We start from the raw sequence: 16,099 nt of genomic DNA on the forward strand, positions 1-16,099 counted from the left end.
AAGTAGAAAAAGTTTTACAGCTAAAGTAAAAAGAGGCTATTACTATGCATTTATTAAAAAAATTGCTTTATAATTAGCAAATACTCATATTTATATGTTTTTTTTATTAAATTATAACTCTTTACCTTTTAACATTTTAGTCTTAAATAAAAAAAAACTATAACAATTTAGATGTTTTTTAAAGCATCTAATTTTAAAATAAGAATTCCTTTTCTTACTTTGCAACACTAGATACAATTAATTCTTATGCAAGAAGTTACAAGACTCTTCGATTTTCCTTACTATCAATTAGAACAATATAGTCTCGAAAAAGCTTTAGTTACCAAATATAATGGTGAATGGAAAGCAACATCAACACAAGAATACATTAATAAAGCAAACACTGTAAGTAGAGCTTTATTACGCTTAGGTATTCAAAAAGGCGACAAAATAGCTGTGATTTCAACAACTAATCGTACTGAATGGAATATCATGGATATTGGTATTTTGCAAACTGGTGCATTAAACGTACCTATTTACCCTACAATTAGTAAAGAAGATTACGAATATATATTAAATCACTCTGAAGCTACATACTGTTTTGTTTCTGGAGCTGATATCCTAGAAAAACTAAATCAGGTTAAAGACAATACCAAACTAAAAGGTATTTATACTTTTGATGACGTTGCAGGAGAAAAAAGCTGGAAAGAAATTTTAGACCTAGGAGAAGATACCAGCAATCAAAATGATGTTGAAACGTGTAAAACCAATGTTTCACCAGACGATTTAGCAACCTTGATATATACCTCTGGAACTACCGGAAGACCAAAAGGGGTTATGCTATCTCACAATAATATTGTTTCGGATGTTTTAAACAGTGAAAAAAGAGTTCCTTTTGATTACGGAAAATCTAAATCATTAAGCTTCTTACCAATCTGTCACGTTTTTGAACGTATGATTCTATACCTATACCAATATTGTGGTGTAGAAATTTATTTTGCAGAATCTATTGAAAAAATGAGCGATAACTTAAAGGAATTACAACCTCATGTAATGACAGCAGTACCTCGTTTATACGAAAAAGTATACGATAAAATCATAGCTAAAGGAAATGCCCTTAGCGGAATTAAAAAGATGTTATTCTTTTGGGCTGTAGATTTAGGCTTAAAATATGAACCATATGGCGCTAATGGTTGGTGGTACGAAACACAACTTAAACTTGCTAGAAAACTTATTTTTAGTAAATGGAAAGAAGGTTTAGGCGGAGAATTAGATTTAATGGTTTCAGGTAGTGCAGCACTACAACCTAGATTAACAAGAATTTTTGCTGCTGCAGAAATGCCAATTATGGAAGGTTACGGATTAACAGAAACCTCGCCAGTAATATCTGTTAACGATCAACGAAATGGCGGTTTCAAAGTAGGAACTGTTGGAAGAGTTATTGATAACGTAGAAGTTAAAATTGCCAAAGACGGAGAAATCCTTGTAAAAGGACCTAACGTAATGAAAGGCTACTATAAAGATCCCGAAAAAACAGCCGAAGTAATGACTGATGGCTATTTTCATACCGGAGATATTGGAGAAATTGACGCAGAAGGATTCCTTAAAATAACAGATCGTAAAAAAGAAATGTTTAAAACTTCTGGAGGTAAATATGTTGCTCCAGCACTATTAGAAAACCAATTTAAACAATCTCGTTTTATCGAACAAATTATGGTTATTGGTGAAGGAGAAAAAATGCCTACCGCTTTAATTCAAGTTAATTATGAATTTGTTAAAGAATGGGCAAAAAGACACCAACTGACTTTTAACTCTAATCAAGATATTGCTTCAAACGAAAAACTAAGAAATCGTATTCAAGAAGAAATTGATGTAGCCAACAAAAAATTTGGGCATTGGGAACAAATTAAGAAATTTGAAATCACTCCAGACGAATGGACTATAGAATCAGGGCACTTAACGCCTACCCTAAAAATGAAACGAAAAATAATTAAAAATATTTATAAAGACCTTATTGAAAAAATATATCGTCCTTAAACCTCTTAACTCCTTTCATTATATATGAAAGGAGTTTTTTTTTATCTTTTCTATGTTAAATTATCGTTATTTACTATGCATGCATAGTAAATTTCACTATATTTGAATGATTAGAAAAAATATAGATGAAAGATAAAACCATAGATTATGTATTACGAACCACGTGGTTAGCCGTTAATAAAATGTATAACGAAGAAGCTACGAAGTTTGAAAGTACTATGGCCACAGGGTTTACATTGTTAAGTATTGATCCCGAAAAAGGAACGCCATCAACATCACTTGGTCCTAAAATGGGAATGGAAGCCACTAGCCTATCCAGAATATTAAAAACTATGGAAACTAGAGGGTTAATTGAACGAAAACCTAATCCAGAAGATGGACGTGGAGTTTTAATTCACCTTACTGAATTTGGTCGTGAAAAAAGAACCTATTCAAAAGATAAAGTACTTACTTTTAATGAAGCCGTTAAGAAAAATATCCCTCAAGATAAATTAGAAAGCTTTTATGAAGTTGCAGAAATTATAACCGATTTAATTTCGAACAAAAAAATATACAATCAAAAAGAACACATTTTAAAATAATATGAGCAAACGTAGAATTAAAAAAGTTGCGATTATTGGTTCCGGTATTATGGGATCTGGTATCGCGTGTCACTTCGCCAATATTGGTGTAGATGTATTACTATTAGACATTGTTCCTAGAGAACTAAACGACAAAGAAAAAGCTAAAGGGTTAACCTTAGAAGACAAAGTCGTACGAAACAGATTAGTAAACGATGCCTTAACCGCATCATTAAAATCTAAACCATCACCTATTTACAGTCAAGCTTTTGCTAGTCGAATTACTACAGGAAACTTAGAAGACGATATTGCTAAAGTTGCCGATGTAGATTGGATTATGGAAGTTGTAGTTGAAAGATTAGACATCAAGAAAATGGTGTTTGAAAACCTAGAAAAATACAGAACTCCAGGAACTTTAATTACATCTAATACCTCTGGTATTCCTATAAAATTCATGAATGAAGGACGAAGTGAAGATTTCCAAAAACATTTCTGTGGAACACACTTTTTTAACCCTGCACGTTACTTAAAATTATTCGAAATCATTCCTGGACCAAATACAGATCCTTCTGTACTTGATTTCTTAAACGAATATGGTGAAAAATTCTTAGGAAAAACATCTGTTGTAGCCAAAGACACACCTGCTTTTATTGGAAACAGAGTTGGTATTTTTAGTATCCAAAGTTTATTTCATGCCGTTAAAGATTTAGATTTAACTATTGAAGAAGTCGATAAATTATCTGGACCAGTAATTGGTCGTCCAAAATCTGCAACCTTCCGTACAGTAGATGTTGTTGGTTTAGATACTTTAGTACACGTAGCCAACGGAATTAGAGAAAACTGCCCTAAAGATGAACGTTTAGAGTTATTTAAATTACCAGATTTCATCAATACTATGATGGAAAATAAATGGTTAGGAAGTAAAACAGGACAAGGTTTTTATAAAAAAACGGTTTCTGCTGAAGGTAAAAAAGAAATTTTATCTCTCGATTTAAACACTTTAGAGTACCGTTCTGCTAAACGTGCAAAATTTGCAACTTTAGAAATGACAAAAACGATTGACAAAGTCGTAGATCGTTTTAAAGTATTAGTAAAAGGAAAAGATAAAGCTGGTGAATTTTACAGAAAAAGCTTCACCGCATTATTTGCTTACGTTTCAAACCGTATTCCAGAAATTTCAGATGAACTTTACAAGATTGATGATGCCATGAAAGCTGGTTTTGGATGGGAACACGGACCATTTCAAATTTGGGATGCCATTGGCGTTGAAAAAGGAATAGAGTTAATGAAAGCAGAAGGTTTAGAACCTGCTGCTTGGGTTAACGATATGGTTGCTTCTGGTAACACCTCATTCTACTCTGTAAAAGAAGGTGCTTCGTATTTCTACGATATTCCTTCTAAAAAACAAACAAAAATACCTGGTCAAGACAGTTTCATCATCTTAGATAATATCAGAAAAACAAACGAAGTGTTTAAAAACTCAGGAGTTGTTATTGAAGACATTGGTGACGGTATCCTTAACCTAGAATTTCAATCTAAAATGAACACCATTGGTGGAGATGTTTTAGCAGGATTAAATAAAGCTATTGATTTAGCCGAAAAGGATTTTGCAGGATTAGTAGTTGGTAACCAAGCCGCAAATTTCTCTGTTGGAGCAAACATCGGAATGATTTTTATGATGGCTGCAGAACAAGAGTATGATGAGCTTAATATGGCCATTAAATACTTCCAAGATTCAATGATGCGCATGCGTTACTCTTCTATCCCAACAATATCTGCACCTCACGGAATGGCTTTAGGTGGTGGTTGTGAATTATCATTACACGCAGATAAAGTAGTTGCAGCAGCAGAAACTTACATGGGACTTGTAGAGTTTGGTGTTGGTGTGATTCCTGGTGGTGGAGGTTCTAAAGAAATGTCTTTAAGAGCTTCAGATTCATTCAAAAAAGGAGATGTACAATTAAATGTATTACAAGAAAACTTCTTAGCAATTGGTATGGCAAAAGTATCAACTTCAGCTTACGAAGCCTTTGATTTAGGTTTCCTTCAAAAAGGAAAAGATGTTGTTGTTACAAATAAAGATCGCCAAATAGCAGTTGCAAAACAACACGCTATGTTAATGGCAGATGCTGGTTACACACAACCCGTAAAACGTACCGATGTAAAAGTATTAGGAAAACAAGCATTAGGAATGTTTATGGTAGGTACTGACGCTATGCAAGACTCTAATTACATTTCTGAACACGATATGAAAATCGCAAATAAATTAGCATACGTTATGGCTGGTGGAGACTTATCTGAACCAACCTTAGTTAGTGAGCAATATTTATTGGATTTAGAGCGTGAAGCTTTCTTAAGTTTATGTACAGAACGTAAAACTTTAGAACGTATTCAACACATGTTAACCAAAGGGAAACCGTTAAGAAACTAAGAAAAATGAAAACCGCATATATAGTAAAAGCATACAGAACCGCAGTTGGTAAAGCTCCAAAAGGTGTGTTCCGTTTTAAAAGAACAGATGAATTAGCAGCAGAAACCATCAAATACATGATGAAAGAGCTTCCTAATTTAGATCCAAAGCGTATTGACGATGTTATTGTTGGTAACGCAATGCCTGAAGGTGCTCAAGGATTAAATATGGCACGTTTAATCTCTTTAATGGGATTAGATATTGTTGATGTTCCTGGAGTAACTGTAAACCGTTTTTGCTCTTCTGGAGTAGAAACTATTGGTATGGCAACTGCAAAAATACAAGCTGGAATGGCAGATTGTATTATTGCTGGTGGAGCAGAAAGCATGAGTAGTGTTCCAATGACAGGTTTTAAACCTGAATTAAACTACGATGCCATTGTAAAAGCAGGTCACGAAGATTATTATTGGGGAATGGGAAATACTGCTGAAGCTGTTGCAAAACAGTTTAAAGTATCTCGTGAAGACCAAGATGAATTTGCATTTAATTCGCACATGAAAGCTTTAAGAGCACAAGCTGAAAACCGTTTTCAAGATCAAATTGTACCAATTGAAGTTGAACAAACTTACATTGATGCTAACGGAAAAAAAGCGACTAAATCTTACACAGTAACTAAAGATGAAGGACCTCGTGCCGGAACAAGTAAAGAAGCTTTAGCTAAACTTAGAGCTGTATTTGCTGCAGGTGGAAGTGTTACTGCTGGTAACTCTTCGCAAATGAGTGATGGTGCTGCATTTGTTATGGTAATGAGTGAAGATATGGTTAAAGAATTAGGTTTAGAGCCAATCGCAAGAATGGTAAACTATGCTGCTGCAGGTGTTGAACCTCGTATCATGGGAATCGGACCTGTAAAAGCAATTCCAAAAGCCTTAAAACAAGCCGGATTAAAACAAGCCGATTTAGGACTAATAGAATTAAACGAAGCGTTTGCTTCACAATCATTAGCTGTAATTAGAGAGTTAGACCTTAATCCAGATATTATTAATGTAAATGGTGGAGCCATTGCATTGGGGCATCCATTAGGATGTACTGGAGCCAAATTATCTGTTCAACTTTTTGATGAAATGCGTAAGCGCGACATGAAAGGAAAATATGGTGCAGTAACCATGTGTGTTGGAACAGGTCAAGGTGCTTGTGGAATATTTGAATTCCTTAATTAAAATATATTACAATCCAATCAAGTAGCATTAAAACCATATTTGATTGGATAATTTAAAATAGATTCGATTACAATCGAATAAAAAACAATTAATAAAAAACAATTTTCAAGGTTCAAATCTAGACTTAAGCTGTCTTGATTCTTGAGTCTAGAAATCTTAAAATCTTATATAAAATGGCAGATATAGAAAAAGATATCCTACGTGGAGGTCAGTTTTTAGTAAAAGAAACAAAATGTGAAGACGTGTTTACTCCTGAAGATTTTTCAGAAGAACAAGAAATGATGAAAGCATCGGTTATGGAATTTAATGACCGTGAAATTATTCCTCATAAAGCACGTTTTGAAGCAAAAGATTATGCATTAACAGAAGAGGTTATGCGTAAAGCTGGAGAAATGGGATTCTTAGGAGTTGCAGTTCCTGAAGCTTATGATGGTTTAGGAATGGGTTTTGTATCTACAGTTTTAACTTGTGATTATATTTCTTCTGGAACAGGATCTTTTAGTACTGCTTTTGGTGCACATACAGGAATTGGTACTATGCCAATTACATTATATGGTACTGATGAACAAAAGAAAAAATATGTACCAAAATTAGCAACTGGTGAGTGGTTTGGAGCATATTGTTTAACTGAACCTGGTGCAGGATCAGATGCCAATTCTGGTAAAACAATAGCAACACTTTCTGAAGATGGAAAATCATACAAGATTAATGGGCAAAAAATGTGGATCTCAAATGCAGGTTTCTGTAGTGTGATGATTGTGTTTGCACGTATTGAAGATGATAAAAACATCACTGGTTTTATTGTTGAATATGATAAAGACAATACTAACGGAATCACTTTAGGAGAAGAAGAACATAAATTAGGAATTAGAGCATCATCTACGCGTCAAGTATTTTTTAACGATACAGTGGTATCAGCCGAAAATATGTTAGCTGGTCGTGGAGAAGGTTTTAAAATTGCTATGAATGCACTTAACGTTGGTCGTATTAAATTAGCAGCTGCTTGTTTAGATTCACAACGACGTATTTTAACAACAGGTGTGAAATATGCTAATGAACGTAAACAATTTAAAACCTCTATTTCAGATTTTGGAGCTATCAAAGTAAAATTAGCTGAAATGGCAACTAACGCTTACGTTGGTGAGTCTGCAACTTATAGAGCTGCAAAAAATATTGAAGACCGTATTGCTATGCGTGAAGCAGCAGGAAACAGTCATCAAGAAGCAGAATTAAAAGGTGTTGAAGAGTATGCTATTGAATGTTCTATCTTAAAAGTAGCCGTATCAGAAGATGTACAACATTGTGCAGATGAAGGTATCCAAATTTTTGGAGGAATGGGATTCTCAGAAGAAACACCAATGGAATCTGCTTGGAGAGATGCTAGAATTGCTCGTATTTACGAAGGAACTAATGAAATTAACAGAATGCTTTCTGTTGGTATGTTAGTTAAAAAAGCGATGAAAGGTCATGTAGATTTATTAGGTCCTGCTCAAAAAGTTCAAGAAGAACTAATGGGTATTCCTTCTTTTGAAACGCCTGATTACTCTGTATTATTTTCAGAAGAAAAGGAAATGATTAAGAAGTTGAAAAAAACATTCTTAATGGTTGCCGGTGGAGCAGTTCAAAAATACGGTCCACAATTAGAAGATCACCAACAGTTATTAATTGCTGCTGCCGATATATTAATTGAAATTTATATGGCTGAATCTGCAATTCTTAGAACTGAGAAAAACGTAAAACGTTCTGGTGAAGAGTCACAAAAAACACAAATAGCAATGTCTAAATTATACTTATACAATGCTGTTGATATTATAGAGAAAAAAGGAAAAGAAAGTATTATTTCTTTTGCTGAAGGTGATGAGCAACGTATGATGCTTATGGGACTTAAACGTTTCACAAAATATGCAAACTATCCAGATATTGTTGATTTACGTAATGAAATTGCTGAAAAAGTAAAATCTGAAGAAAAATATTGTTTTTAATTTGGTTAATTAGATGATGTTAAAAGCCGATTCATTAAGTTGAATTGGCTTTTTTCTTTTTAAATTATAAAACAATTCTTAATTAATAGATGTGAAGTCAAAAGATATTTTCAACTGAAAACAATCCCGTTAACTGTTATTTAGTCCGCCACTTTTTTTTGTATTTTAGTTGAAAATTAAATTCTCTACATGCATAAAATATTTCTCCTTTTAGCTTTCATCACCATATCATTATCAGGAAATAGCCAAAGCTTACTGGTTGAAAAAAACAATTTCTCACATCAAGATACACTTCGTGGTAGCATTACTCCTGAACGCGAATGGTGGGATTTAACCTATTACCATTTAGATATTACAGTAAATCCCGATAAAAAATTTATTAGCGGTAAAAATACTATTCAGTATAACGTTCTACACTCCTATTCTGTACTTCAAATAGATTTACAAGCGCCATTAAAAATCACTAAAGCAATTCAAAACCACAAAGAATTACAGATTAATAAAGATGGAAACGCACACTTTATCAAGCTTATAGATGCTCAAAAAACTGGAGACATTAACGCTATTGATATCTATTATGAAGGACATCCTAAAGAAGCAATAAAAGCACCTTGGGATGGAGGAATTTCATGGAAAAAAGATAGTCTTGGAAATCATTTTGTAGCCTCATCATGTCAAGGACTTGGCGCTAGTGTTTGGTGGCCAAATAAAGATCACATGTATGATGAAGTTGATAGTATGCTTATTAGTGTAAATGTACCAAAGGGTTTAACAAACGTATCTAACGGGAGACTTAAAAGTGTTGAAGAAAAAGAACATTCAACAACCTTTAATTGGTTTGTAAATAATCCTATAAATAATTATGGCGTAAATATTAATATTGGAAACTATGTTAATTTCTCGGAAGTTTATAAAGGTGAAAAAGGGGATTTAGACATGAATTATTTTGTTTTAGATTACAATCTTCAAAAAGCAAAAAAACAGTTTAAAGATGCTCCAAAAATGATGAAAGCTTTTGAGCATTGGTTTGGTCCTTACCCGTTTTATGAAGACAGTTTTAAGCTCGTTGAAGTTCCGTATTTAGGAATGGAGCATCAAAGTTCTGTTACTTATGGTAATAAATTTAAAAACGGATATCTAGGTCGTGATTTATCGGGAACTGGTTGGGGATTAAAATTCGATTTTATTATTATTCATGAATCTGGTCACGAGTGGTTTGCCAATAACATTACCAACAAAGACATTGCAGATATGTGGATTCATGAGAGCTTTACAGCCTATTCAGAAAGTTTATTTTTAGAATATTATTACGGTAAAAAAGCAGGTTCAGAATATAGTATTGGCACAAGAAAAAGCATAAAAAATGACAGACCTTTAATAGGCACATACAATGTAAACAAAGAAGGCTCTGGAGATATTTACTACAAAGGCGCAAATATGTTACATACTTTACGTCAACTTATTAATGATGATAAAAAATGGCGACACATATTACGCACATTAAATAGTAAGTTTTACCACCAAACAGTGACTACAAAACAGATTGAAGATTACTTAGCCCAAGCATCTGGTTTAGATCTTGAGGGCTTTTTTAATCAATATCTAAGAACAACAAAAATTCCTGCTTTAGAATATAAAATCTATAAAAGAGAAATTAAATTTAATTGGAATCATGTTGTAGACAATTTTAATATGCCGGTTGAAATTATAATCAATAAAAAATCATACTTTATAAATCCTTCAGACAAAAAAGTGAACACATTAAAAGTTGATTCAGATATTAATTCTTTTAAAGTTAACAGCAATTATTATATCAATTCATACTACGTAAAATAATAAAACTTAAATGGAAGAATATTACTTTAAATCTGATACCGAATGGCGCACATGGTTACATGCCAATCATGAAAGCGACACTGGTATTTACCTCATCTTTTACAAAGTAAATCATAAAAACGAAAGTATGCGTTGGGAAGAAGCCGTAAAAGTAGCCTTATGCTATGGTTGGATTGATAGTACTGTAAAAAGTTTAGGTGATGGAAAACGCCGACAATATTTTTGTAAACGAAACCCTAAAAGTGTCTGGAGTGCACTCAATAAACGACATATTAAAGCCTTACTCGCTGATGATTTAATGCATGCAAAAGGTTTAGAAATTATAAATATTGGAAAACAAAATGGAAGCTGGACCGCTTTAGATGCGGTTGAAAAAGGCATTATTCCTGAAGCCTTACAATTGGCATTTGATAAAAACTCTAAAGCTTTTGAAAACTATAACAACTTTGCGCCTTCCTACAGAAAGCATTATTTATACTGGCTAAACCAAGCCAAACGAGAAGCTACAAAAGAAAAACGAATTACAGAAATTATTAAATTTTGTGAAGCCAATATAAAATCTAGAGATATGTGGTAATTTCTAAATTATGAAAGACTTCATATATTTTTCGACTGAATACTAAATCAAATAAAAACATGAACATTCAAAAAGTAAATTTCACAAACGCTGAAGGCCAACAATTAGTTGGTCGTTTAGAACTTCCTATAAATCAACATGCACATAATTATGTTATTTTTGCACACTGTTTTACCTGCAATAAAAACTTATCTGCAGTTAAAAATATTAGTCGCGAATTAACCGCAAACGGATTTGGAGTTTTACGTTTTGATTTTACAGGTTTAGGAGAAAGCGATGGTGATTTTGAAAACACCAATTTCTCAGGAAATGTTGACGACCTTATAAGTGCTTCAAATTATTTAAAAGAAAATTATACCGCACCTACTTTATTAATTGGACATTCTTTAGGCGGAGCTGCAGCTATATTTGCCGCAGCAGAAATTGAGTCTGTAAAAGCAGTAGCAACTGTTGGAGCGCCATCTCACCCAAAACATGTACAACATTTAATACAAAGCAGTGTTGATGAGATTAAAACGACTGGGCAAGCTAATGTAAATATTGGAGGACGACCGTTTACAATTAAAAAACAGTTTTTAGATGATATTGAAACAAAATCCTTACCAGATGTTGCCAAAAACTTACGTAAAGCCTTATTAGTAATGCATTCCCCACAAGATACCACTGTTGGTATTGAAAATGCTGAAGCCATTTATATCGCTGCAAAGCACCCAAAAAGTTTTGTCTCTCTTGATGGCGCAGATCATTTATTAATGAAAAAAGAGGATTCTATTTACGTTGGAAATGTAATTGCTACTTGGGCAAAACGTTATATATCAATTCCCAAAACAGAAACACTTTCAACCTCACATCAAGCAGTAGCAAGTTTAGATGCTCAAGATGGATTTACCACTCAAATGACGGTTGGAAATCATATTATGATGGCTGACGAGCCTACAAGTTATGGTGGTAATGATTTTGGACCTTCACCATACGAGTTAGTATCGGCAGGATTATCGGCATGTACAGCAATGACTGTGCAAATGTATACTAAAAGAAAAGGTTGGGATTTACAAAACATCCAAGTGCATACTTCTCACACAAAAGTAACGACACAAATTGTAGAAAATGGCGAGAATAAAGATATTAAGATAGATACTTTTAATAGAGAAATACAATTAAAAGGAAATTTAGATGATAAGCAAACACAACGTATTCTTCAAATTGCAGATAAATGTCCTGTTCATAAAACATTACATAGCGATATACAAGTGATTACAAAACTGGTTTAATCAAAATATAAAAAGTGACATTATTTTAAAAAAAATGTCACTTTTTACATACTATAATATACTTAAAAGCAATCTAACCCATAGTTTCAATCACTTTTTCTTCTTCTGTGATTTTAGATAGATTAGCTGCAGTTTCAATTAAAGCTAAATGCGAATATGCTTGCGGGAAATTTCCTAATAAGCGCTTGGTTTTAAAATCAATATCCTCACTAAATAATCCTAGATGATTACTATAACTTAATAGTTGATCAAATAATTTCTTAGCTTTTTGTTCTTCTCCAATTTTATATAAACTATTAATAAACCAGAATGTACAAATTGTAAAAGAAGACGATGGCAAGCCAAAATCATCTTCATTTTTATAACGATACAGTAAGCCATCGTTACTTAATTCTTTTTCAATAGCTTTTACTGTACTCACATATTTAGGATCTTTAGCGTCAATAAATCCGTAAGGTTCCATTAATAATACAGATGCATCTAAAGCTGTAGTACCATAACTTTGCGTAAATGACTGTACATCTTCATTCCACGCATTATCCATAATATCCTTTCTTATGGTCGCCTCAATAACTGTCCATTTTTTTAATTTATGTGTTTTGCCTAAAATTTCGGCAACTTTCATTGCTTTATCAATAGCAACCCAACACAGTACTTTTGAAAACGTAAAGTGACGATCTTCGGTTCTAAATTCCCAAATTCCTTTATCGGCTTCTTTCCAGTGTTTGTTCACTACCCAAACAATACCTTTTGTAATGGTCCAAAGTTCTTCGCCATTTTCAATATCAGTTTTAAATTTCACCAATTGTTGATGAATCACATCCATTAAAATTCCGTAAATATCATTTTGTCGTTGCGAATATGCAGCATTTCCAATACGTACAGGCTTAGATCCCATGTATCCTGAAAGATGCTCTAATTGTATTTCTGTTAGTTTTTTCTCACCATTTATACCGTACATAATTTGAAGTTTCTCATCCTTATGCGGAATTAAATTGGTTATAAAACGCAGGTAACGTTTGGCCATACGTTTATGCCCTAATTGTGACACTACTTTTATCACCATTGAGGCATCTCTGATCCAGCAAAAACGGTAATCCCAATTTCTTACTTCACCTATAGTTTCTGGTAAAGATGTGGTTGCTGCTGCTAAAACGGCGCCTGTTTTTTCATAGCTTAATAGTTTTAAAGTCATTGCGCTTCTTGCAATTTCTTTGTTATATAATCGGTAAGTTGGTGTGCGCTCCATCCAATTAAGCCAATATACTTTAGTACGTTCTAATTCTAAACTTACTTTTTTTACCGTTGATGAAAATATTTTTTCATTATAACCTATTTGAAAAAAGCCATCTTCTTTTAATGTGATGTCATCACCATTTATAACCGCTTCTTTATCAAAATTGGTATATAAAAATAAGGTGTCGTATTTTTCTTTTGCAGTTAAACTAACTATAAAATCGTCTTTAACATACGTGTTTGTGGTACCAATAGCGTATTCTAATTTAGGGTTATATGTGACGCTAAATGTAGGATTACCTTTTACATATTTTATAAATCGTACAACTTCTGGTGGCGCATAATAAGCACCATCTTCTTTCTTGTAACGTGGCATAAAATCATGAATTTCAAAAACATCGTTTTCTGTTGAAAAATTTGTAATTAAAACACATGTGTTTTCTAAATAAGATTGTGTGATTGTATAATTATCAGCGACTTTAATTTCAAAACTACCTCCAATATTCTCATCTAATAATTTTGCAAAAACCGATGACGAGTCAAATTCAGGTAAACAACACCAATCTAAAGACCCCGTTTTTGATATTAAAGCTGCACTTCTACAATTTCCTATTATTCCGTAGTCTAAATTTTTTATCAAATCTTTTATATAAATTAAGGATTATATTATCTAATTACATTAAATTAACAAAAAAGCCTCCAATAATCAAAAGTTTTAACATGAATAAAACAATAATAATTTCTAATCGCCTACCATTACAAGTCACATTAGACAATGATATTCTTAACGTAAAACCTAGCGTAGGTGGCTTAGCGACTGGGCTAAAGTCGGTTCACAACGAAGGAAATAGTTTATGGATTGGATGGTCTGGATTAACCGAAGAAGAGTTAAATGACGCACAAACTAAAGAAGTAAAAGCTTTAGTAAAAAAAGAAAAATGTGATACGGTCTCTCTAACTCAAAAGGATTTAGATAATTTTTATTTCGGATTTAGCAATCGTACACTTTGGCCTTTATTTCATTATTTTATGGAATATACCGAATTTGAAAACGACCATTGGGAATCTTATAAAGAGGTGAACCAAAAATTTGCTGATGCCGTTTTAGAACATGTTGAAGATGGCGACACTATTTGGGTGCATGATTATCAATTATTATTATTACCTCAACTTATTAAAGAGAAAAAACCAAATACAACTATTGGGTTTTTCTTACATATTCCTTTTCCTTCTTATGAAATTTTCAGAACTTTCCCTTGGCGTGAAGAGTTATTAAACGGAATGTTAGGTGCAGATTTAATTGGATTTCATACCTATGATTATGAACGTCATTTTTTAAGTTCAGTAAAACGCATTTTAAGATTAGAAGTTAACTTTAACGAGATCACACTTGATGATCGTATTATAAAAGTAGATTCTTTCCCTATGGGAATTGATTATGACAAGTTTCATAATTCTGCGGTAAAGCAAAAAAACCAGGAAAGCTCAGAGTTTCAAAAACGATTAGACGATCATACGCAATCCAGTCCTGATACGCGCATGATTTTATCTATTGACCGAATGGATTATACCAAAGGTATCCCAAACCGTATTCGTGCTTTTGAGTATTTTTTAAAAAAATACCCGCAGTTTAAAGAAAAAGTACGTTTAATTATGTTGGCGGTTCCATCACGATCAAACGTCCCTCAATATCAAAAATTAAAACGCGAAACTGATGAACTTGTTGGACGTATTAACGGCCAATTTTCAACTGTAAGCTGGACTCCTATTTGGTATTTTTATCGTGCAATGCCTTTTGAAAATCTTATAGAATTGTACACCTCATCACATGTTGCCATGATTACTCCGGTTAGAGACGGGATGAATCTTGTAGCTAAAGAATATGTAGCAACAAGAACAGAACAAGATGGCGTTTTAATTTTAAGTGAAATGGCAGGAGCTTCTAAAGAAATGAACGAAGCTATGTTGGTAAACCCTAATAATTTTGAACAACTTGCAGACACCTTAAAATATGCTTTAGAAATGCCGCTTAAAGAACAACAAGAACGCATGAAAATTCTTCAAAAACGATTAAAACGTTATACCGTTGAAAAATGGGCCGACGAATTTATAAAATCATTACATGCTACTAAAAAAATTGCTGCAGCTATTGTTGCAAAACGCTTAGATGAAACAGTTAAAAAGAATATGCTTTCAGAGTATAACCAAGCTAAAAACCGTTTATTCTTATTAGATTATGATGGCACTTTAGCCAGCTTTAAAGACAACCCAAAAGATGCTAGCCCAGATGAACAACTTTATGAATTATTAGATACGCTGCAGGCAAACCCTAAAAATGATGTGGTGATTATTAGTGGTAGAGATCGCGAAACATTTACCGAGTGGTTTGGTCATAAAGATTACAAATTAATTACCGATCATGGGGTGTGGCTAAAAACACCAAACAATGATTGGGAAGCACTAGAGCGTTTAAAAAATGATTGGATGGAACGTATTAGCCCTATTTTAGAAACTTTTGTTGATCGTACTCCAGGAACATTTATAGAAACCAAAAAGTACTCTTTAGCGTGGCATTACAGAAAAGCAGATCCAGAATTAGCACAAATAAGAACTATAGAAATTGATACGGTTTTAACCAGTTTAACCTCTAATCATGATCTTACGGTACTAAAAGGAAACAAAGTCATTGAAATTAAAAGTAGTAGTGTAAATAAAGGAAGAGCCTCTTCTCGCCTACTTAACAATACAAATTATGATTTTATATTTAGTATTGGAGATGATTGGACCGACGAATATATGTTTCAAGAATTACCAAAATCGGCATATACCGTTAAAGTTGGTTTTAAAAAGACAAGTGCAAAATATTATGTAAAAAACACTAAAGAAGTAAGACATGTACTACATCAATTTATAGATTAAAAATTGATGTGCTGCAAAATAAAATAGGACGACTTATAAAAATCGAAATTCAATAATGAGCTTAAAACAATG

General features: G+C 33.0%; 10 protein-coding genes. 9 read left to right on the plus strand and 1 reads right to left on the minus strand.

Features of this window, described 5'->3' with window-relative positions; all coding sequences use genetic code 11:
* Positions 1 to 246: 246 nt before the first annotated feature.
* The 8 genes from ACU4C5_RS00980 (at position 247) to ACU4C5_RS01015 (ending at position 11,872) form a co-directional block, all read left to right on the plus strand.
* Positions 247 to 2,016: an AMP-dependent synthetase/ligase gene (locus ACU4C5_RS00980; RefSeq protein WP_446845187.1), complete on the plus strand. Its 1,770-nt coding sequence runs from the start codon at positions 247 to 249 to the stop codon at positions 2,014 to 2,016.
* A 125-nt stretch (positions 2,017 to 2,141) separates the two neighbouring features.
* Complete coding sequence (locus tag ACU4C5_RS00985; protein WP_446845188.1) at positions 2,142 to 2,597, plus strand: MarR family winged helix-turn-helix transcriptional regulator; 456 nt, start codon at positions 2,142 to 2,144, stop codon at positions 2,595 to 2,597.
* A gap of 1 nt (position 2,598) precedes the next feature.
* The gene (locus ACU4C5_RS00990) at positions 2,599 to 5,007 is read left to right on the plus strand and encodes a 3-hydroxyacyl-CoA dehydrogenase NAD-binding domain-containing protein (protein WP_446845189.1); all 2,409 of its coding nucleotides are present in this window, start codon (positions 2,599 to 2,601) and stop codon (positions 5,005 to 5,007) included.
* Between the two features lie 5 nt (positions 5,008 to 5,012).
* The gene (locus ACU4C5_RS00995; protein ID WP_446845190.1) at positions 5,013 to 6,206 is read left to right on the plus strand and encodes an acetyl-CoA C-acyltransferase; all 1,194 of its coding nucleotides are present in this window, start codon (positions 5,013 to 5,015) and stop codon (positions 6,204 to 6,206) included.
* A gap of 173 nt (positions 6,207 to 6,379) precedes the next feature.
* The gene (locus tag ACU4C5_RS01000) at positions 6,380 to 8,188 is read left to right on the plus strand and encodes an acyl-CoA dehydrogenase FadE (RefSeq protein ID WP_446845191.1); all 1,809 of its coding nucleotides are present in this window, start codon (positions 6,380 to 6,382) and stop codon (positions 8,186 to 8,188) included.
* Positions 8,189 to 8,377: 189 nt separating this feature from the next.
* Complete coding sequence (locus tag ACU4C5_RS01005; protein WP_446845192.1) at positions 8,378 to 10,024, plus strand: M1 family metallopeptidase; 1,647 nt, start codon at positions 8,378 to 8,380, stop codon at positions 10,022 to 10,024.
* Between the two features lie 10 nt (positions 10,025 to 10,034).
* A complete protein-coding gene (locus ACU4C5_RS01010; protein ID WP_446845193.1) occupies positions 10,035 to 10,601 on the plus strand; it encodes a YdeI/OmpD-associated family protein in 567 nt (188 codons plus the stop codon).
* A 59-nt stretch (positions 10,602 to 10,660) separates the two neighbouring features.
* Positions 10,661 to 11,872, plus strand: coding sequence for a bifunctional alpha/beta hydrolase/OsmC family protein (locus ACU4C5_RS01015; protein ID WP_446845194.1), 1,212 nt, complete (start codon positions 10,661 to 10,663; stop codon positions 11,870 to 11,872).
* A 73-nt stretch (positions 11,873 to 11,945) separates the two neighbouring features.
* On the opposite strand, the gene ACU4C5_RS01020 is transcribed toward ACU4C5_RS01015, so the two are convergent.
* Positions 11,946 to 13,745: a glycoside hydrolase family 15 protein gene (locus ACU4C5_RS01020; protein WP_446846415.1), complete on the minus strand. Its 1,800-nt coding sequence runs from the start codon at positions 13,743 to 13,745 to the stop codon at positions 11,946 to 11,948.
* A gap of 83 nt (positions 13,746 to 13,828) precedes the next feature.
* Here ACU4C5_RS01020 and ACU4C5_RS01025 point away from each other — a divergent pair, with 83 nt between their 5' ends.
* The gene (locus ACU4C5_RS01025; RefSeq protein WP_446845196.1) at positions 13,829 to 16,027 is read left to right on the plus strand and encodes a bifunctional alpha,alpha-trehalose-phosphate synthase (UDP-forming)/trehalose-phosphatase; all 2,199 of its coding nucleotides are present in this window, start codon (positions 13,829 to 13,831) and stop codon (positions 16,025 to 16,027) included.
* Positions 16,028 to 16,099: the final 72 nt, after the last annotated feature.

The sequence above is a fragment of the Lacinutrix undariae genome, assembly GCF_052934785.1.